The sequence below is a fragment of the Corynebacterium sp. HFH0082 genome, from assembly GCF_000411235.1.
Taxonomy (GTDB): domain Bacteria; phylum Actinomycetota; class Actinomycetes; order Mycobacteriales; family Mycobacteriaceae; genus Corynebacterium; species Corynebacterium jeikeium_D.
Map to the genome: position 1 here is coordinate 1,463,646 of NZ_KE150404.1, position 19,061 is coordinate 1,482,706.

Here is a 19,061-nt window from a genome sequence, read left to right on the forward strand (position 1 = left end):
GTAAAAAAATAGGGGGGGGGGAAGGCTAGACAATCACAGTTTTGCCATCGACGGTAGTGATGTGAGTCTTACCGTCGGCGGTGTGCTCGATGAAGTCCGACGCATGTCCGACCTGGCGAAGTACATCGATGATGGTGTCAAGGGGGTATGGGGATGAGCTTCCTGCGCCGTTATCGGAATCATCCCCTCCCAGTCCTGCCACTAGCGCATCCCTCGTAATCTCCGCATGTCCCAGGTGCTGAGCCGCCTCGTGGAAGACATGCACGATCACGCCTTCGATGCTGCCGCACCACCAACGGTCCTTATCGGTAGGAATAACAGCAGGAGCACCAGCGCGGTCCACGCCTTGCAACTCCACCAGCGCGGATTCAATGGCCGCGCGGTCACGGTGGTAAATCTCCAGCCCTTCCGAAACACTGCAATGAGCAGAGAACTCCCCATCGCGATCACGGACATAATCACGCCCAAGGCAGACGCGCTCGAGCCAGTACCTCGCGGATCCAGTCACATGTCGTAGCAGCACGGCCAGGGAGTTAATGGCTGGGATGGGGAGGGTTGCATTGAAGGTGTCGTCGTCAAGCGTGGCGACGAGTGCCGCGAGCTTGTCCATCCTGCCGAGGATGTGGGCGTCGAGCGGCCATTCGGAATTTGTTGAAGCGCTGTGTGTGGAATTGGTCATAAGGTCGAGTATTCCCGCAAATCAGTCCTATTGGGAGCAAAAATAGGGGATAATTGACCCCATGACCGTCGAGCTTGCGGAAATCGCAGACTTCCTCAGCCATACTAGCCCCTTTTCGGACCTCAACGATGAAGAGCGCGCGACTATCCCACCGCTTTTGACCATGCGCTATGCCCGTCGTGGAACGGAGATTATCCGGGCGGGTGCGGATAACAACAGCTGTTTCATTATTCGCTCCGGCATGGTGGATCTCTTTGACCCAGCTGGCACGCTGTTGGACAGGCGAGATGTGGGAGATCATTTCGGCTATTCGACGCTGCTGAGCAGTGACCCCTCGCTGTACACGATGACGGCAGTGGAGGACTGCGTATTCCTGGTGATCTCCAAGGAGGTCTTTGACCAGCTCAATGACCAGTTCGTAGAGGTCCGGCGCTATTACGGCGGTGAAAACGCGCGCATTCGCGCAGTGGCATCGAAGCTGCGGAGTACTGCGGCATCGGAGTCGTTGCGCACACGGGTTGCGGACCTGATGGAAACATCGCTGGTTACTTGCAGCGCTGATGCGACAGTACAAGAGGCGGCGCAGATTATGACGGAGCGGAATGTCTCCAGTTTGCTCGTAATGGAGTCTGCAGGCGCCAACCAGAGCCCGCTCGTCGGCATCATCACTGACCGTGACCTCCGTCGTCGAGTGCTGGCAGAAGCCAAGCCGGCGGAGAGTCTCGTAAGCGAAGTGATGACGGAGAACCCGGAGACTATCAGTCCTGACCTGCTTGTTTTTGAAGCAATGCTGTTGATGGCTGAGCGCGGTTACCATCATCTGCCGGTGCACGACGGGACGCGGGTGGTCGGCATGATTGTCATTGGCGACCTCCTGCGCAGTCTGCACACCGATCCCGTGTACGCGACGGCGACGTTAGCGCGAAAGAGCGATATCTCCGAGATTGCGGAGATTACTCAGAACGCACGGCGAATCGTCGGCCGCTTCATTGACCGAGGTGATTCGGGGGAGGAGGTCGCCAAGCTGCTGACCGCCGTGGCCGATGCTGTCACCCGACGCCTGGTGGCGCTTGCGGAGGAAAAGCTTGGGTCGCCACCGGTTAGCTATGCCTTTGCGGTACTGGGGTCGCATGGGCGCGGAGAGATGGGGCTCGCGTCCGATCAGGACAATGCGTTAGTTCTCGCCGACGATTACGACGCCGACGCTCATGCTGACTATTTCGCCGCGCTTAGCGACGAGATTTGCACCAACCTCGACCGAGTCGGTTATCCGCTTTGTCCAGGGGACATGATGGCCAGCAATCCTGCGTGGCGGATGACCAAGTCGCAGTGGCTGCGCACTTTCCACGGGTGGATTACGGCACCGGAGGCGGAGGCCCTGTTACATGCACAGACCTTCTTCGACATGCGAGCGGTAGCGGGCGATGTGCAACTGGTGGAGGGCCTTCGTGCGGCCTACCTGCCGCTGGCCCAGGGGTCGCAGCGCCTGCACGCGCACTTGGCCAAGCTCTCGGCCTGGCGGGAGCCGCCGCTCGGCTTCTTCCGTGGCCTGGTGCTGGAAAAGGGCGGCGAGCACGCAGAGACCCTGGACATCAAGAAGGGGGGAACTGCTGCTGTGGTGCAGATGGCGCGGTTATTTACTGTGGCAGCTGGCCTGCCACAGCTGTCGACGCGTGAACGCTTGGCGGCGAGTGCGGGTGCCGGAAGCGTGAGCCATCAGGGTGCGCAGGATCTGGCGGATGCGTTCGAGTTCCTGTGCACGGTGCAGCTTCATCACCAGCAGGCCCAGTTCAACGCTGGCGAGCAGCCGAATAACCACATCTACCCGAAGCGTCTCTCCAGCCTGGAACGCGAGCACCTGCGCGATGCGTTTGGTGTTATCCGCAAGTTGCAGCAGAGCCTCGGGGCGAAGTATCCCATCCGGGCGATGTCGTGAGCGCGCAATGTTGAAGTTTTTTAAACCCCGCAAGAAACTCCTGGACACCCCTATCCGCGACAATGCTTGGCTCGCGGTCGATGTGGAAACCACCGGTCTGGATCCTTCCAAGGATCAGCTGCTTTCCATCGGTTGGGTTGCCGTCGAAGGCCGCGACATCGTACTGGAAGAATCGGGACACCTTCTCATTCGCCCAGAGCGCGAGGAGGTGAGCGTCGGCGAGTCGGCGACGGTGCATGGGCTTACCGACGACATGGTCGCAACCGGGGTAGAGGCAGAGGTGGCCGTCGGCAAGCTGTTAGACGCTCTACGGGGACGGAAGTTGCTGGCGCACTACGCGCGGATGGAAGTTGGTTTCCTGGATCCGTTGTGCCGGAAGTACTTCGATGCGCGCTTTGATGTGCCGGTGGCGGACACTATGACACGCGAGTACGACGCGATTCTGCGAGCCAACCGCGAGCCGGTCCGTGATGAGCTGCGGTTGTGGTCATTGTGCGACAAGTACGGCATTCCCCGTTTTAAGGCCCATCATGCGTTCAACGATGCGCTGGCCTGTGCGCTGGTGTGGCTTGCGCAGGAATCCCGCGGAGTTTAGAGCGCAGAGTATAGAGAGTGGGGGTCGTTGCATAATTATCGCAATGTGACGTGTACCCTATTTTTATGCGTATTGCTCGAATCGCCCACCCAGAGGGCATGTGCTTCGCGCTCGTTGAGGGCGAAGGCAATGAAGTTACTTTGCACGAAATCGAAGGGCACCCTTTCGGTCAGCTGAATAAGACAGGCCGTTCCTGGCCGCTTGCCGACGTACGTCTGCTCGCCCCAATGCTGCCGTCGAAGGTCATCGCTATTGGTCGTAACTACGCTGACCACGTCGCCGAGGTGTTCAAGAAGTCGGCAGAATCGCTGCCGCCGACGATGTTCATTAAGCCGCCGACGGCCGTCATTGGCCCGGAAGCGCCGATTCGCATTCCGGATTTCGCCACCAACGTCGAGTTTGAGGGCGAGCTGGCACTGGTTATTGGTAAGCCGTGCAAGAACGTCAAGAAGGAAAACGCTCACGATGTGATCTTCGGATACACCATCGTCAATGATGTTTCTTCCCGTGACCTGCAGTTTGCCGATGGTCAGTGGGCGCGCGCAAAGGGCATCGATACCTTCTGCCCGCTTGGTCCGTGGATCCAGACGGAGCTGGACTACAACGAGCTGCCAATCAAGGCACACCTGACTCACGAGGGTGTTACCGAGACCAAGCAGGATTCCAACTCCAACCAGATGATTATGTCCATCCCGGAAATCATCGAGTTCATCACTGCCTCGATTACGCTGCTGCCGGGTGATGTCATCTGCACCGGCTCCCCGGCCGGTACCGCTGCGATGTTCCCGGGTGACCGCATCGAGATTGAGATCCCGGGTATCGGCAAGCTGGCCAACCCGGTGGAGCGGGCTTAAGCGCCCTTAACTCCAAAAGCGCGGAGTACAGTGCCCATCTTGGCGCTGGTCTCCGTGACTTCTTCTTCTGGGTCGGAGTGCGACACAATGCCGCCTCCGGCCCATAGTCGTGCCACGGACCCCTCAGTGTCGATTTCGGCACAGCGAATGGAGACCACGAACTCACCGTCGCCATTCTCATCGCACCAGCCGACAGCGCCCGAGTAGAAGCCGCGGTTGGTCTCTACGGCCTGAATAACGCCGAAGGCGGATTCCGTCGGCGTGCCACAAATGGCTGGTGTCGGGTGCACCACCAGCGCCAAATCCAGCGCGGACAGCGACGGATCCTTCAACCGACCGCGGATATGCGTGGCCAAGTGCCACATCTCGGCGGTGCTCATCAGCTCGGGGCTGTCCGGAACATCCAGCGAACTGCACAGTGGCGCCAAGTTGTCGGCGATGTCGTCGACGACGAAGGCATGCTCGTCTAGGTTCTTGCGCGAGTCCGCTAAACGACGGGCCGACGCCCGGTCCACCTCTTCATTCCGGGACCTCGGCAGCGACCCGGCCAAGGGAAACGCCTCAACGATGTCGCCCGTACGGCGGACCAGCATCTCCGGGGAGGAACCGATGAGCAACTTGCCCTCATAATCGGAACCGGCGGGGGAGAGATCCACGACAAAGCCATCGCGGTTGGGGGATCCGTCGATCAGCCGCGATGCGAGTAGGAGCGGGTCAATCGGGGGATCGATTTCGAGTTCCACGGCGCGCGCGAGCACGACCTTTTCCAGCGCCGAGTACTCGATTGTGCGGATGGCTGCGGCGATGCGCTCAGCGTGCTCGTCGAGCGGGGGATCGTAAGCGACGATGTTGGCGTGGGGCTTCGGTGCGTTCCAACGGTAGTGCGCGGGTGGCTCCAGCGGCTGCGAGGAGCGGATGACTTCCCGGGGAACGGTCAGGGCGGCGGGCTTGTCCAAGTCGAAGGGCAATGCGCCGACCACCATCTTGTGAATGCCCGAGTGCAGTCCCTCGGCCGCGAGCCAGGGGTCGGAAAGCTGCTCTTCAATACCTTGCGTGCGGATGGAGCCGTGTGCCCGGGAGAGCAAAAAGTCCGGAGCGGTGGTCGGGCGGGACGTATCCCAGCGCGTCGAACGCTTCGGAGTCGCTGCAGGGTCGTTCGACGGGTGAGAATTCTCCTGCTTCTCTTCTTCGTTTCCGCCGCCCAGAGAGGGGTGGTTTTCCATGGACATAGCCCTAACCCGCCTCCTCAATCTAAACCCAGTTGTGCTCCAGTTTAAGGGGCAGGCTAACCCCTACCCAAAAAGGGCATACCCGCAGCGGTAATCGTGAGCTGATCGATGACTGCACTTGCCGGCAGATTCGCGGCGTAGAGGAAGGTCTCCGCAGCCTGCTTGGCATCGAACATTGGCTCGCTGCCTGTGAACGTCCCCAATAGGTCAGTCTGCGCATTGCCAATGTCAATGCGCGTTGCCGTAATGCCATACTCGCGTCCGTCCAGGGCAAGCACATGGGTCATTCCGGCAAGCGCGCTTTTCGACGTCGCGTACGCCGCCGTATGGGCTCTCGGCACCTGCGCCGCGATAGAGCAGTTGACCAGGATTCGGCCGCCTGCTTGGTCCGTCTTCCCCTTGCGCCCCGCCTTCATTCGCGCGAACGCCTCGCGTGCGCATAGGTACGAGCCGACCACATTCGTATCGATGACCGCGCGGAAGTCCTCAATGTCGGTCTCTCCGAACTCTGCGGGCGTGCCGGGCAGCCCCGCATTGAGCACCGCAACATCAATGGTTCCCGTAGCTACCTGCGCGTCCTCAAACATCGCACGGACCTGCTCGGGGTCGGTGATGTCACACCTGGAGAAGGTGATGTTGTCCGCTTCGGCGGCAACGGCCTCGAGCGCGTCGATACGCCTGCCGCAGATATGCACGTGCCAGCCATCGGAGGCGAAAGCCATAGCAATTTCGCGACCAATGCCCGCGCCGCCACCAGTTACTACTACCGTTTTGGTCATGAGCACTATTATCAACTGTTCTACGGTCTACGCACACATGTCCCCGCACGACGCCGTCAACGCCGCGCGTGACGACGGCTACGCGGCCGTGGAATTCTGGTGGCCATTTGGCCTCGCAGTGCCCGCACCCGATGAGGTTTCCGCTTTTTGTGACCTCTTTGACGACAGCCTTGGTCTTTATGCCATGAATCTGTGGGGAGGGGACATGGCAGCGGGGCAGCGAGGAGTGCTCGATACGGATGGGCTGCCCGCGGGGCACCTGGAGGCAGTGAGCCAGATTGCGCGGGCCACGGGGCTGAAATACTCGAACGTGCTGCTGGGGCGCTCGGGGGAGCTAACGGACTTGCAGGTGCAAAGACTGACTGAGATTACTGCCCAGCTGGAGCTCAGTGGAGTTCGCGCATTGATTGAGCCACTGTCCGGGATGAGCGATTACCCCATTACAGATCCCTGGCAAGCCGAGGAGTTAGCGCAACAGACTGGTGCTGGTGTGCTCGCGGACTTTTACCATTTTGCAGCTAATGGCGTCGACGTGGATGCTTGGCTCACTGATGTGGAGACTGGAAGAGTGAGCCTGCCGGCGCACGTCCAGATTGCCGATTTCCCAGGCCGCGGCGCGCCGGGCACCGGTGAGGCACCACTGCGCAGCTGGGTTGAGCGGCTGCGAGCCGCCGGATACGCCGGCGAAGTGGCTGGGGAGTGGGCTCTGTAACCCTATGCAAACCCTATGCATGCCTGCAGGTGGGAGGGCGGGTATCGTGGGAAAGCATGTCAGATGTTCGCGTACGCTTTTGCCCGTCGCCAACCGGTACCCCGCACGTTGGCCTCATCCGCACCGCCCTGTTCAACTGGGCATATGCCCGTCACACTGGTGGCAAGCTGGTCTTCCGCATCGAAGATACCGATGCCGCTCGCGACTCCGAAGAGTCTTATCAGGCAATCATCGAGGCCCTGAATTGGCTCGGTATTGACTGGGACGAGGGCATCGATGTCGGCGGTCCGCACGGCCCGTACCGCCAGTCGCAGCGCAAGGACATCTACGCCGATGTATTGCAGCGTCTCATTGACGCCGGTGAAGCGTACGAGGCCTTTTCCACCGCTGAAGAGGTTGAGGAGCGCCACAAGGCCGCCGGCCGTGACCCGAAGCTGGGCTACGACAACTATGACCGCAACCTCACCGAGGAGCAGAAGGAAGCCTTCCGTGCAGAGGGGCGCAAGCCGGTGATTCGCCTGCGTATGCCGGACGAGGACATTGTCTTCGATGACCTCGTTCGCGGTCGTATCGAGTTCAAGGCCGGCCTGGTTCCGGACTTCGTTATTGCCCGCTCCAACGGTGAACCGCTCTACACCCTGGTTAACCCGGTCGATGACGCTCTGATGGAGATCACTCACGTCCTGCGTGGTGAGGACCTGCTGCCATCGACCCCGCGCCAGATCGCTCTCTACGAGTCGCTGAAGCGCATCGGTGTCGCCAAGTTCACCCCGGAGTTCGGTCACCTGCCGTTCGTTATGGGCGAGGGTAATAAGAAGCTGTCCAAGCGTGACCCGCAGTCCAATCTCTTCATCCACCGCGATAACGGTTTCATCCGCGAGGGTCTGCTGAACTACCTGGCACTGCTGGGGTGGTCTATGGACGGCGACCAGGACATCTTCACGATGGACGAGATGGTCAAGGCCTTCGATATCCACGATGTGCTGTCCAACCCGGCTCGCTTCGATCAGAAGAAGGCCGACGCTATCAACGCGGACCACATCCGCATGCTCGATCCGAAGGACTTCGAGCAGCGTCTGCGCACGTACCTGGAAAGCCACTTTGACTTCCCGGCCGACTACCCGGCGGATAAGTTCGCTTTCCTGGCAACGCTGCTGCAGACCCGTGTGAAGACGCTTTCCGACGCCTGGGACCTCTCGAAGTTCCTGGTTGTGGAAGAGGACGGGTTCACCTTCGATGAGCGCTCGGCACGCCGTAACTTCAAGGAAGACGCCGTCGCTGTCCTGGAGGCCACCATTGCAGCTGTGGAGCCGCTCAGCGAAGAGGACTTCGTCACCGAGAAGCTTGAAACTGCACTTCAGAAGGCCCTCATCGAGGACCTGGAGCTGAAGCCACGCAAGGCTTTTGGCCCGGTGCGCGTGGCCGTGACTGGCGCTCAGGTTTCGCCGCCGCTGTTCGAGTCCATGGAGCTGCTTGGTCGCAGCCGCAGCCTGGGCCGACTGCGCAAGGCGCTCGAGGTCACTCCTTTTACTGCTGCTCAGTAAAGAGCGCGAGCTGGGCTGAGCGAAGCAGGTTCGTGTAAGAGCCCGCTTCCTTGCCCACCTTCTGCGGGTCGCGGTTCAGCATATTCATGGAGGTTTCGCGGTAGTCCTTGACCAGCGACCCCATGTGGTTGTTGAAGAACTCGTGCCAGTCGGTTCCCCAGTGGACCGTGCCGTCCTCGTTTTGCTTGAGCGGTGCGGCAAAGGCGTACACGAGCGGGTAGATGAACCCGTCTGGAATCGCGTAGCCGATGGGCTGGCGGTAGAACTTCGAGTACTTCTGTGGAGTCTTGCCAGTCCGCGGATTCTTCTTATTGGCCTTGTCAACAGCATCGATGCCGCCGAATTTACCGCCGCTTTTGTTGTAGAGATCGGGTAGCTCTGCGTTGATGCGCTCGAAAATATCGATGAAGTCACGCGTGAGGTTCAATGCGCTGCGGACCTTCTCGTTGTAGAGAACGACCTCTTCGGTGCGCTCATTGATGCTTTCAGTGCTGGGCTTAGTGACCTCCGGTGAGCTCATGACATCCTCGAAGCGGTCAAGCAGCTTGGCCTTGCCGGAGTAGAGGCTGGTGGGGGTCGGTGCTTCAATCTGCTTGCCGTCGGCATCCTTCGGCAGGTCAATACAAGACAGTGGAATCCACGCCATAGCGATGACATCGCCCACCTTTAGTCGACCAGTATCGTTGGTGCGCCACTGCACGTTGTCGCTAATTCCCTGAGGCAGGGCATGCTTCAGATCGTCAAAGTAGCCGGCGCGATTGAGCTTTGCTTCCGCCTTGAGCTCCGCATTGTTGTTGCGGGCGGCACAGATATCGAGCAGTGCATCGGAGAATTCCTGCACAGTGTCCTCGTCCCGAGCACCTGGCACGAGTACCTCTACCGGAACACGGGCATCGAGCTCGGTGAGGCTTTCGTCGGCAAGCAATTCCTCAATTTCTTCCGTACGCTCCGACCAGACCTCCTTCATTTCGGACCACGTCTTGATTTTGCGGCTAGGTGGTGGAGTGAGCTTGCCCAGAACGAACAGTGCGATAGCCAGCGAGTTGTGACCGCCGTCGAGGATGCCTTCGATGCGACGGTTGCTGAAGGTGAAGCGGTAGAGATTGTCTTCACTGGTGAACTGAGTGGAGGCCAGGAGCACACCCTTGGACTTGTAGGCGAAGAGCTCCGGCGTGGTGTCGATGGTTTCCATGATGGCATCGGTGATGCGGCCGGTGCGGGGACACGCGTGGGTTGGCGTCGAGGTTGAGGGCCGAGATGGTTTTCGCGAACTGACGGATAGTGACAGTGCCGATGACGCGACCGATGGTGCCGTTCATTTGCTCCGTGATGTCGGAGAACTCCAGCTCGAGCGTGATGGGGGCGGATGTTGCCGTCGTTGTTGGGGAAGTCATGGTGCCTGCCTTTCAGGTCTGGTTTTTTGGTGTGTGTCGGCTGTTTGCCAGCCGCTTCACCACGAAGTGTCTCCTGAAGGGCGGATCAGCTTTGAGCTGCGATCGAATGGGCTTTCGATCTGGGACTGCGTTAGTTATATGCATTGCATTAGTTATGCATTAGCTATGCGCACTGCTGAGGTGGGCTGTGGGGAACTCGCGAATTTAAACGAACCTTTGACAACGAACCTTTGACCAGGTGATTTGCTCTTGTTCACGCCAATTGGCTATATTATTCCTCGTTGCGTTCAGCAGCGATGGCCTATGGTGTAATTGGCAACACAACGGTTTCTGGTACCGTCATTCTAGGTTCGAGTCCTGGTAGGCCAGCAGTGAAGAAGTTCATTGTTGAATGTATTCACTAACTGCAAAGTTCTAAGCCCCGTTCGTCTAGCGGCCTAGGACGCCGCCCTCTCACGGCGGTAACACGGGTTCAAATCCCGTACGGGGTACAAAGTTACTCCCCAGTCAGTCGGCTGGGGAGTTTTTGTTTTTTAAGCATCGAGGCGACTATGACCAGGGGCGACTATGACCAGTGAACGTTTCGCACGACTGAAGCTTCTCCTAGGGGAGGAGGGGCTAGAAACGTTGGCTGAATCTACCGTCATGGTTGTCGGACTCGGAGGCGTGGGGTCGAGTTGTGCCGAAGCTCTCGCCCGAGGCGGCGTGGGCAACCTCATCTTGATCGACGGCGATGTCGTAGAGCCGAGCAATCTCAACCGTCAGGCGCTGGCTTTTGTCTCCACGATTGGCCGGGTCAAAGCCGAGGTCATGGAGGCGATGGTTGCCGATATCAACCCGGATTGTACGACCTATGCCCGGCAGATTTTTCTTACACGCGAAAACCTGGCGGAGGCCTTCGAGCAGTTCCCGCGTCCGGATTACATCATCGACGCTATCGACGATGTCACCGGCAAGATTGAGATCGCGCAGTGGTGCGCGGAAAATCGCACCCACCTCATTTCCGCTATGGGTGGCGGAAATAAGCTCGACCCAGCTCGGCTAACCTTCTCGAAGATCAATAAGACTAAGGTCTGTCCGCTGGCGAAGGTCGTCCGTCAGGTGTGTATCCGCCGACGCATTCGCGGTCTTGAGGTGCTGTACTCATCCGAAGAGCCAGTGAGAATTGCGGACAAGGGCAGCGGTACCAAGGCGGAAACCCTCGGTACCATGAGCTACATACCGCCAATCATGGGGCAGATGCTGGCCGGAAAGGTCATTCGCCGTCTGCTCGGGTTCGAGGAAACCCCGCTGGCCCCGCGCATCGGCGGTCCGGCCGACGAAAACCAGCCACCAACGGAAAAATGATGCGGCTCATCGATACCCACTTTCACTACGATTTCCTGCCACCGGCTTCGCGCGAGTGCTTCAAAGCCGATATTGCGCAGGAAGGCGTGGAGATCATCGCGCAGACAGTCCGCCCCTCCGGATTTGTCGAGATAGAGCGCGAAAATCTCCCCATGGCCGCAGTCGGCTATCACCCGTGGTATATCGACGGCAACTACGAGCGCGAGCTTGAGATATTTCGCGAGGCCCTTCCACGCACCCGTTTCGTCGGTGAGATTGGCTTGGACTTCGCGCCCCGCAGGCTTGACGACGTTCCCGCCGAGACCCAAATCCACGTCTTCACAAGCATTCTCGATGCTGTCCGAGCCTCGAGCCAGCCGCATATTCTGTCCATTCACACAGTCCGCAGCGCCGATAGAGTGCTTGATCTGCTGGAACCACGCTTGGACTCCGACAAAGGGGTAGGGCTCGGTCAGAATCTCGTGCCCATCTTTCACCGTTTCGGTGGCACCAGCGATGAGCTGACCAGGCTTATCCGAGCCGGTGGCTATATCTCCGTCAATCCGCTCATGTTGCGGACCAAACGCGGACGGGCCTATGTGTCGCAGGTGCCCGTCGATAGGCTTTTGCTGGAAACTGACCTTCCGCACGAGCCTGGAAGCGGCTACGCGGCGGAGGCGGTCTCTGCCGAGGTCGTCGCGGCCTTGCGGGACACTGTCGCCGAGGTTGCGGCTCTGCGAAAAATGGATGAAGCGGAGCTTAAAAACGCACTGGCAAAAAATGTGGAAGCACTTGGAATTTAGCGCCTTGACCGGGCGATTTGCAGTTACTATCCACGTCTAGTGTATTGTTTAACAAGTCCGCAGCGCGCGGATGAAAGTTCTAAGCCCCGTTCGTCTAGCGGCCTAGGACGCCGCCCTCTCACGGCGGTAACACGGGTTCAAATCCCGTACGGGGTACAAAGATATATAGAGACAAGAGCCTTCACTCGTAATCGAGTGGAGGCTTTTGTCTTGCTGCTCACCCCTCCACCGCGGCACGGGATTTCCACAGTCCTAGTATCGAAACTATGAAACATTCAAAACTCGTTTGTATTGGTCTCGGTCACGTCGGTTCGTATGTCCTGACATATGCCATGGAATCCGGGCTGTTCGCTGAGATTGCCACGATTGACACGGCACCAGGCGTCGCGCATGGCGAGGCTCTGGACCAATCCCAGTCCACTGGTGTTCCCGGCACGGACTATGTCAATGTGCATGCTGGCGACTACAGCGATTGCACCGACGCGGATATGATTATCGTCGCTGCTGGTGCGTCCATTCTCCCTGATCCGGACGACCCGGATTCCCGTCCGGACCGTGCCGGGTTAGCCAAGCTCAGCGGGGAAGTGGTTCGCGATGTCATGCCGGGAATCGTGAAACATACGCGCGATGCGATTGTCCTCTTTATTACTAATCCGCTCGATGCAGTGGTGCACTTGGCTCATACCGAGTTCGATTACCCCGCGGAAAAGCTCTTTGGCACCGGCACGATGCTAGATTCGGCCCGACTGCGCTGGGTAGTTGCCAAACAGCTCGGTATCGACCCGAAGTCAGTTACTGGCTACATGATGGGTGAGCACGGGCTTACGGCCGTCCCAATTTTGTCCACGCTGAACGTGCAAGGTGTGAGGTGGACAGAACTGGAAAAATGGCATGGCACGCAGTTGCCTTCACCGCAAGAAATTCAAGATGCCGTAGTCGGGGCAGCTTACGATGTTCTCAATGCCAAGGGCTGGACTAATGCCGGTGTTGCACGCTCCGCTTTGGAAATTGCCCGCGCGGTGATGCTGGATCAAAACAGCGTCCACCCGGTGTGTACACGCTTGGATGGTGAATACGGGTTGACGGATGTCTCGCTGTCGATGCCAGCGGTGATCGGCCGAGGTGGAATCATTCGTCGTATGCCGCCACAGCTAAACAGCTGGGAGCTGGAGCGACTGCGTGAATCTGCTCAGTACATCTTGAGCACCGTCGAGAACATGTAGAAGAAATTATGTAGATTCCACTTTTGCCGAAATAACACGGGGAAGTACTTTGCGCTCCTAAAATATTGGCATGAATTCGGCCAAGTCCACCTACGTTCCGGAGCTGACCAGCATCCGAGCCATCGGCGCGTTCGGCGTCCTGCTCACGCATGCCGCGTTTTGGACAGGCAATTACACCGGCGATTGGTGGGGGCGCCTCAACGGTCGATTCGAAATTGGCGTCACCATCTTCTTCGTGCTCAGTGCGGTTCTGCTCACAGGGCGCTGGCTCGGTTCGCCTGACGACGTCCCCGCGAACCGACCGGACTTGCGGAAGTACTTCACCAGCCGTGCGAAGAGAGTCCTGCCGGCCTACTGGATTGTGGTCACTGCGGCCTTTCTCATTCACACCGCAGACGACCCACCACCATCTGGTGGAGGGCTACAGGGCTGGTTGCGCACGATATCGTTTACCCAGACGCTCCAATTCGGCTGGATTCACCCGGGCTTGCCGCAGATGTGGTCGATGGTGGTGGAAGTCGGCTTCTACTTGGTATTGCCGCTGGTGGGGCTTGGCATCTGGACGATCACAAAGGGGCGGCTACGGCCTGGTCCAACGTTGGCTATCATTATTGGTTTTGGCCTCATTGGGCCGGTCTGGACTGTGCTATCGCACCAGGAAAACCTGCTGCCGGTAGTGGCACGGCTGTGGCCGATGGCGTATTTCGACTGGTTCGCCATCGGAATGCTGCTGGCCTACGGGCGAAAAGTTGGCTGGCGCGTCAATTTGGCGGCCAGCTGGCTGATAGCGCTAGTCCTGTTTTTCCTATCCACAACCACTCACGTGGGGCCAGCAACCTTGGTGCCAGATGATGTTGACCAGGCTTTGTGGAAGACCACGCTGTATGGTCTGTCTGCCGGCGCATTCGTGGCTCCGATTGCGCTTGGTACGGAGGTAAGGTGGCTTCGTCATCCAGCAATGATTTGGTTGGGGGAGGTCTCCTACGAGTTCTTCCTCGTCCACGTGTTGGTCATGGACTGGGTAATGAGCTTGATGGGTTATCAGACCTTCCAGGGCTCGATGTTGGCAGTGGCAATTGTCACCACTGCCATCGCCCTGCCACTGTCGTGGCTGCTGCGCCGCATCACTGATGTACTAACGCGGAGGCCAGGGCCTGAGAGCCCGTGGGCTACCTACTGATCGTCGTCGTCAAGCGGGCCGAGCTCAGCGACGAGCACTTCCTGCGCGACCTTCATTGCGGACAGTGCAGCTGGTGCACCGCAGTAACCGGAAGCGTGGACAATGGCTTCGGTGATTTCGGTGCGGGTCAGACCGTTGGCGAGAGCGCCCTTGATGTGGCCGCGCAGTTCCTCGGTGGCTCGCAGAGCGACGAGCATTCCAATGTTGAGCAGGGATCGATCACGCTTGGCCAGTCCTTCGCGGCTCCAGACAGAACCCCAGACTGTGGCGGTGATGTGCTTCTGCAGGGTCTCTCCGTCGGAGCCGGCGTTGCGAGAGAGGGCGGCATCGACGAATTCGTCGCCCATTACCTCGCGGCGGATTTGGATACCGGCATCGTAGCGGTCGGAGGAAAAGAGGTCATCATTGGGATTGCTCATGCTTGCTAAGTATAGGACTAGAAATGCGGATAAATTCCGAAATGTCCCCACTAGCTTTACTGCCACGACGCATAACCACGCTGAGGTTGCGAGTAAAAACGGTGTCGGTGGGGACGATGACGATGCGCCCGAGCGTTACCTGATCGCGAATTGCGCCGCGGGCGATGATTGTCGGCGCTGCCAGCGCAATCATGCCAGCGCGCTGTGCCGAAAGGGAGCCAAATTCTCCGGCGGGTTCGGTGAGAGTGCCCAGTGCATCTTCCACCACCTGTCGGCTACCGGAACCCGGTTCGCGAATAACGAGTGGCGTCGCGCGCAGTTCTTCGACGGATATCTCGGCCCGCTCAGCCCACGGATGGCCAGTCGGCACGGCGAGGACCAATTCGTCGGTGCCGATGATTCGTTCTTCGAGGTCGTGCCGACCAGCCTCGCCCTCTACCAGCCCGAAGTCCACCGCACTGTCGGCTACTAGTTGCCGCACCTCGCGAGAGTTTGCCTGCACCATCGACAGTTTGACTGCGGGATGTTGCCGGTGGAACTCGGCGGCCCAGCCGGGGTAGTAGAGCTCAGCGACAGTGTTGGACACCGCAAGGGTGAGGTGGCGGGGAACATTGTCGGAACGCAAGCTGGCGGCAATGCCCGAAAATCTGTGGCAGGCGGCGAGGAGATCTGGGAGGGCGTCGATAAGCACTTGCCCTTTTTCTGTAGGGGAGACGCCGTAAGGGGAGCGTTCGAAGACGGTGATTCCCAGCGCTCTTTCCGCCCGTGCGATGCGTGCGGACATGGTCTGCTGGTTGGTGCCGAGCTCACGCGCGGCCTTCGAGATCGACCCCGCACGGGCGACGGTGAAAAGTGCTTCGAGTTCGGCCACAGCGGAGGGGTACATGCGTCAATGGTACCCCTCACAGAGTTTCGTGATAGCGGTGACTGCAGCAAGCGCAAATACGGTATGGGCATGACCAACTCTCCTCGCAGTGATGTGCTTGCGCCCGCCGGGCCTGCGTGGGCAGGATCGCTGATGGGCACCTCCATCTTCGCCACGCTTACGCACATTCATGATGTGCCGGTGGTTCCGGAACTGCTTCTCGTCGTGGCAGGTGGCATTCTCGGTTTCATAGTGGTCGGTTGGTTGCGATTTCGAAACCCGGCTTTTCACTCGAAGTTGCAGGCGCCGTGGGGCATGTTCGCGATGGGCATTATGTCTCTCGGTAGTGCCGCAAGCTCGTTGTTTAACGATTCTGTGTGGCAGCTGGCGTCCTGGTGGATTGGCGCGCCGCTGGCAATCTACGTCAGTCTTCGTCAACTGCGAGGATTCGAAGGCGAGCCGACTTTTCAGTGGGGCCTTGCACTGGTCGCCCCGATGGTGGCGGCGACAAGCGGCGCGCAGCTGAGCGTTGACTACGGCACGTTCTATCACGTCTGCGCACAAATATTCTTTTGGATGGCGTTGATTACCGTTCTGCCGATTTTCGTACGCTGCTACGTCGCGCTGTTCTCCGGCACCATGCGTATCCCCGATTCCATCGCCGGTACTGCCTGGATTCCGCTCGGATTGGTCGGTCAGTCCACGGCCGCTGCCCAGCTGCTTTTCAACCGAACCTTCGCTGTCGCTTACGGTACCACCGTGCTCATTGTCGGTGTCTTCCTCGTCGCCATTGCTTTACGACGATTCACCCGCGCCGTAATCCGTTGGGCGGGATACAGCCCTGGTTGGTGGGGTGCAACCTTCCCCGTGGGCACTCTGAGTCTTGGTACGCACAACCTGGGTGGCACTATCGGCGCGCAGTGGCTGTACGCCGTTAGTGCCGGACTGCTGTGTTTATTGGCTGTGCACTGGGTAGCGTGCGTGGCTAGATTTGGTTGGTGGATGCGAGAGCAGGCTGCACAGGTTTAGAGTTCAACGTGTTAAACTCCCCTTAATGAAACTGATTGGCAAGAAGGGGAGAATGGGCGATTCCGCGATAGTGCGCTTGCGTGATGTCGATGTATCAGCTGGCGAACAGAACGTACTCCACATCGACAAACTTGATATTTTCCCGAAGGACATTGTCGCGGTGATGGGGCAGTCAGGATCGGGAAAGACGTCGTTTCTTCGCACATTAAGTCAACAAGGTCTGCGGACCAGCTTTATTATGCAAGACACTTTGGCGTGCCTTAATCCTCTTGTGCGCTGCGATCGGCAAGTGCGAATTCTTGCGCACGACAGTGGTTTCGATGCGCTCGAGGCCTGCGGTATCTCCCGAGAACAGGCTCATCGCTATCCCATGGAGCTCTCCGGAGGTCAGCGTCAGCGTGTCGCAATTGCGGCGGCGCTGGCGACAAAACCGTCGCCTTCGCTGCTGCTTGCCGACGAACCTACTTCCTCGCTGGACCCGATTGCGACTCTTGAGGTAGTAGACGCTCTGCGGAAGCTACATGAGCGCACGCAAACAGCCATTGTTATTGCCACCCACGACGAGGGAGTAGCACGAAAGATTGCTACACGAATCCTCTATTTGGAAAGTGGCACTGTGGAAGAGCGAGTCTGCGCATGATCAGTATCGATGGAGTTACTTGCAAAGGCAGGCTCCTCGATGTCACTCTCACGATTCCGCAGGGAAGAGTGGTTGGCATCATGGGGAGATCGGGAGCGGGCAAGAGTAGCCTAATCAGTCTCCTGACAGGCCAGTTGTGCCCTGACAGCGGCACAGTCACGATGGCACAGGGGACAATTGGCTATATTCCGCAGAACCCAGACGCCACGCTATTGCCACATCGGCCGGTAATCGACAGCATTTGTGAGTTCGCAACTGGGGATGTTCGAGCGATGCTGGAATCTCTGGGGCTCGACCCGGAATTTGCATATCGACGACCCCACGAGCTCTCTGGCGGTCAGCGCCAGCGAATGGCAATTGCACGTGCGCTCATTGGCAAACCGGAACTGATCATTGCCGATGAGGCGTTTTCCGCTCTGGACCGGGATACCGCTTCCATGTTGGAGGAGGTCCTCCTCGGTACTGAAGCGACGGTACTGCTGGTGTCTCATGACATAAACAGCTTGTTGCGACTGTGTAATCACATAATCGTCATGTCAGCAGGGGAAGCGGTCTATAGCGGCCCGGTTGGAGAGCTAGATAAAACCGATATTCCTGAAGTTGTTGAGCTCCTGTCGGCTGCAGAGGAGCTAGCGTCGTGAAGCAATTGCCCAAAAAGATTCAAGCACTGTTGATTACGCAGCTTCTTTTCAACATCGGTTTTTACCTCGTTGTCCCGTTTATTGCCGTGGAGCTCTCGAACAACTTAGGGGCCAGCGGTGCCGTGGTGGGGCTGGTACTTGGTGTACGAACCTTTAGCCAACAGGGAATGTTCTTCCTCGGCGGCGGACTTGCCGATAGTTTCGGGGCGATCAAAGTGTTGCTCGTTGGAGTTGCGCTTCGCGTTGTAGGTTTCCTGGTAACTGGACTGGCAACCTCCGTGCCAATGATGTTTGTTGGCGTTGTCCTTATTGGCTTTGCGGCCGCACTGTTCTCGCCTGCAGTTGAATCCTTGCTGGCCGGTGGGGGTGCCGAACTCGAGAAACAAGGAGTGTGTACACGGGCACGACTCTTTGCTCTTGACGAAAGCTATTCCCGTTTGGGCTCGCTCACTGGCCCTGTGATTGGTGCGCTGTTGATCCCAATCGGTTTTTCAGCTGTTTCCTTTGCCGGTGCAGCCATCTTTACCGGCATCTTTGTGATGCATCTGCTGTTAGCGCGGAGATGGGAAGGCGTGCATTCAGCTGGTGGCAGTATGACTGCCGCGTGGGGGGCGAATCCTTCGCAATCGAGCGTTCATTGTGTTTGCGGTGTTCTACTCGACCTATTTGCTCGCCTATAACCAGCAGTATTTGGCTCTTCCTGTAGAACTGCGTCGTGCCACAGGTAGCGATGAGTATCTGAGCTGGTTTTTTGTCATCTCAGCGGTATTCGTTATCGGGCTGCAAACCACCGTGACTAAATGGGTAGAAAAACTGTCTTTAGGGGTTGCCATTGGTGGCGGTTTTGGCCTGATGGCCTTTGCTTTCGCCATCATTGCGGTCTGCGCGCCTATCCCCATGGAGGGATGGTGGGCCTTAGCCCCGGCAGTGACAATGCTGCTAGTGATGCATCTCGGGATGATGATTGCAGTTCCGATAGCCAAAGACCTCGTCGGAAAACTCACCGGAAACAAGGACCTCGGTTCTGCATACGGTTTTCTCAACAGCTTCGGCGGACTCGCGGTTTTAGTGGGGTCGATTGTGGTTGGCGCCACCTTGGATTGGGCCGAGACCCCACAGTTGTTGGCAGCAGCGCCGTGGGCAATCATGACCGTTTTATTGCTGATATCGGCTGTGGGGCTAACCAAACTGAGACAGCAGCACTAGCCAACAT

General features: G+C 58.5%; 19 protein-coding genes, 3 tRNA genes and 1 pseudogene. 16 read left to right on the top strand and 7 right to left on the bottom strand.

Annotated elements, in window-relative coordinates:
• Positions 1–25: 25 nt before the first annotated feature.
• On the bottom strand, positions 26–679 hold the full coding sequence (locus HMPREF1206_RS06270; protein ID WP_016422504.1) for a DUF664 domain-containing protein: 654 nt from the start codon (positions 677–679) through the stop codon (positions 26–28).
• Between the two features lie 61 nt (positions 680–740).
• On the opposite strand from HMPREF1206_RS06270, the gene HMPREF1206_RS06275 reads away from it, so the two are divergent.
• The 3 genes from HMPREF1206_RS06275 to HMPREF1206_RS06285 all read left to right on the top strand — a co-directional run bounded on the left by HMPREF1206_RS06275 (position 741) and on the right by HMPREF1206_RS06285 (position 4,064).
• Positions 741–2,615 (top strand): DUF294 nucleotidyltransferase-like domain-containing protein, encoded by a 1,875-nt coding sequence (locus tag HMPREF1206_RS06275; protein WP_016422505.1) that lies wholly within the window; start codon positions 741–743, stop codon positions 2,613–2,615.
• Between the two features lie 7 nt (positions 2,616–2,622).
• The gene (locus HMPREF1206_RS06280; protein ID WP_016422506.1) at positions 2,623–3,210 is read left to right on the top strand and encodes a 3'-5' exonuclease; all 588 of its coding nucleotides are present in this window, start codon (positions 2,623–2,625) and stop codon (positions 3,208–3,210) included.
• Positions 3,211–3,275: 65 nt separating this feature from the next.
• Positions 3,276–4,064 carry a fumarylacetoacetate hydrolase family protein gene (locus tag HMPREF1206_RS06285; protein WP_005509430.1) on the top strand — a complete coding sequence of 263 codons (789 nt, stop codon included), beginning with the start codon at positions 3,276–3,278 and terminating at the stop codon, positions 4,062–4,064.
• Here HMPREF1206_RS06285 and HMPREF1206_RS06290 read toward each other — a convergent pair.
• Both HMPREF1206_RS06290 and HMPREF1206_RS06295 read right to left on the bottom strand, forming a co-directional pair.
• The gene (locus HMPREF1206_RS06290; protein WP_016422507.1) at positions 4,061–5,293 is read right to left on the bottom strand and encodes an isochorismate synthase MenF; all 1,233 of its coding nucleotides are present in this window, start codon (positions 5,291–5,293) and stop codon (positions 4,061–4,063) included. The two genes, HMPREF1206_RS06285 and HMPREF1206_RS06290, sit on opposite strands and share 4 nt — an antisense overlap.
• Positions 5,294–5,349: 56 nt before the next feature.
• Positions 5,350–6,072, bottom strand: a complete 723-nt coding sequence (locus HMPREF1206_RS06295; RefSeq protein WP_016422508.1) for an SDR family oxidoreductase — start codon at positions 6,070–6,072, stop codon at positions 5,350–5,352.
• Between HMPREF1206_RS06295 and HMPREF1206_RS06300 the strand changes: the two genes are divergently transcribed.
• Complete coding sequence (locus tag HMPREF1206_RS06300) at positions 6,071–6,784, top strand: TIM barrel protein (protein WP_042388617.1); 714 nt, start codon at positions 6,071–6,073, stop codon at positions 6,782–6,784. The genes HMPREF1206_RS06295 and HMPREF1206_RS06300 overlap by 2 nt on opposite strands.
• Before the next feature lie 56 nt (positions 6,785–6,840).
• On the top strand, positions 6,841–8,328 hold the full coding sequence (gene gltX / locus HMPREF1206_RS06305) for a glutamate--tRNA ligase (protein ID WP_016422510.1): 1,488 nt from the start codon (positions 6,841–6,843) through the stop codon (positions 8,326–8,328).
• Here gltX and HMPREF1206_RS06310 read toward each other — a convergent pair.
• Positions 8,312–9,520, bottom strand: coding sequence for a hypothetical protein (locus HMPREF1206_RS06310; protein WP_016422511.1), 1,209 nt, complete (start codon positions 9,518–9,520; stop codon positions 8,312–8,314). The two genes, gltX and HMPREF1206_RS06310, sit on opposite strands and share 17 nt — an antisense overlap.
• Entirely contained in the window at positions 9,438–9,722 is a 285-nt protein-coding gene (locus tag HMPREF1206_RS11210) for a hypothetical protein (RefSeq protein WP_172620232.1), read from the bottom strand. The genes HMPREF1206_RS06310 and HMPREF1206_RS11210 overlap by 83 nt, the downstream gene beginning before the upstream one ends.
• Positions 9,723–10,019: 297 nt before the next feature.
• Here HMPREF1206_RS11210 and HMPREF1206_RS06315 point away from each other — a divergent pair.
• The 7 genes from HMPREF1206_RS06315 to HMPREF1206_RS06345 all read left to right on the top strand — a co-directional run bounded on the left by HMPREF1206_RS06315 (position 10,020) and on the right by HMPREF1206_RS06345 (position 14,254).
• A tRNA-Gln gene (locus tag HMPREF1206_RS06315) sits at positions 10,020–10,091 on the top strand.
• Between the two features lie 49 nt (positions 10,092–10,140).
• Positions 10,141–10,213 (top strand) — tRNA-Glu (locus HMPREF1206_RS06320).
• 76 nt (positions 10,214–10,289) lie between these two features.
• The gene (locus HMPREF1206_RS06325) at positions 10,290–11,069 is read left to right on the top strand and encodes a ThiF family adenylyltransferase (protein ID WP_016422512.1); all 780 of its coding nucleotides are present in this window, start codon (positions 10,290–10,292) and stop codon (positions 11,067–11,069) included.
• Complete coding sequence (locus HMPREF1206_RS06330; RefSeq protein WP_231367188.1) at positions 11,066–11,851, top strand: TatD family hydrolase; 786 nt, start codon at positions 11,066–11,068, stop codon at positions 11,849–11,851. The genes HMPREF1206_RS06325 and HMPREF1206_RS06330 overlap by 4 nt, the downstream gene beginning before the upstream one ends.
• Positions 11,852–11,934: 83 nt before the next feature.
• Positions 11,935–12,007, top strand: a tRNA-Glu gene (locus HMPREF1206_RS06335).
• 110 nt (positions 12,008–12,117) lie between these two features.
• Entirely contained in the window at positions 12,118–13,074 is a 957-nt protein-coding gene (locus HMPREF1206_RS06340) for a hypothetical protein (RefSeq protein ID WP_016422514.1), read from the top strand.
• A 70-nt stretch (positions 13,075–13,144) separates the two neighbouring features.
• On the top strand, positions 13,145–14,254 hold the full coding sequence (locus tag HMPREF1206_RS06345) for an acyltransferase (protein ID WP_016422515.1): 1,110 nt from the start codon (positions 13,145–13,147) through the stop codon (positions 14,252–14,254).
• Here the strand turns inward: HMPREF1206_RS06345 and HMPREF1206_RS06350 are convergent.
• Positions 14,248–14,673 carry a carboxymuconolactone decarboxylase family protein gene (locus tag HMPREF1206_RS06350; RefSeq protein ID WP_016422516.1) on the bottom strand — a complete coding sequence of 142 codons (426 nt, stop codon included), beginning with the start codon at positions 14,671–14,673 and terminating at the stop codon, positions 14,248–14,250. The two genes, HMPREF1206_RS06345 and HMPREF1206_RS06350, sit on opposite strands and share 7 nt — an antisense overlap.
• Positions 14,657–15,559, bottom strand: a complete 903-nt coding sequence (locus HMPREF1206_RS06355; RefSeq protein ID WP_016422517.1) for a LysR family transcriptional regulator — start codon at positions 15,557–15,559, stop codon at positions 14,657–14,659. Before HMPREF1206_RS06355 ends, HMPREF1206_RS06350 begins: the two co-directional genes overlap by 17 nt.
• Positions 15,560–15,628: 69 nt before the next feature.
• Here HMPREF1206_RS06355 and HMPREF1206_RS06360 point away from each other — a divergent pair, with 69 nt between their 5' ends.
• The 4 genes and pseudogenes from HMPREF1206_RS06360 to HMPREF1206_RS11465 all read left to right on the top strand — a co-directional run bounded on the left by HMPREF1206_RS06360 (position 15,629) and on the right by HMPREF1206_RS11465 (position 19,054).
• A complete protein-coding gene (locus tag HMPREF1206_RS06360; RefSeq protein WP_231367189.1) occupies positions 15,629–16,567 on the top strand; it encodes a TDT family transporter in 939 nt (312 codons plus the stop codon).
• A 52-nt stretch (positions 16,568–16,619) separates the two neighbouring features.
• Positions 16,620–17,207, top strand: coding sequence for an ATP-binding cassette domain-containing protein (locus HMPREF1206_RS06365; protein WP_016422519.1), 588 nt, complete (start codon positions 16,620–16,622; stop codon positions 17,205–17,207).
• A complete protein-coding gene (locus HMPREF1206_RS06370) occupies positions 17,204–17,848 on the top strand; it encodes an ABC transporter ATP-binding protein (protein WP_016422520.1) in 645 nt (214 codons plus the stop codon). The genes HMPREF1206_RS06365 and HMPREF1206_RS06370 overlap by 4 nt, the downstream gene beginning before the upstream one ends.
• Positions 17,845–19,054 (top strand): annotated as a pseudogene (locus HMPREF1206_RS11465) (MFS transporter). The gene HMPREF1206_RS06370 and the pseudogene HMPREF1206_RS11465 overlap by 4 nt, the downstream one beginning before the upstream one ends.
• Positions 19,055–19,061: the final 7 nt, after the last annotated feature.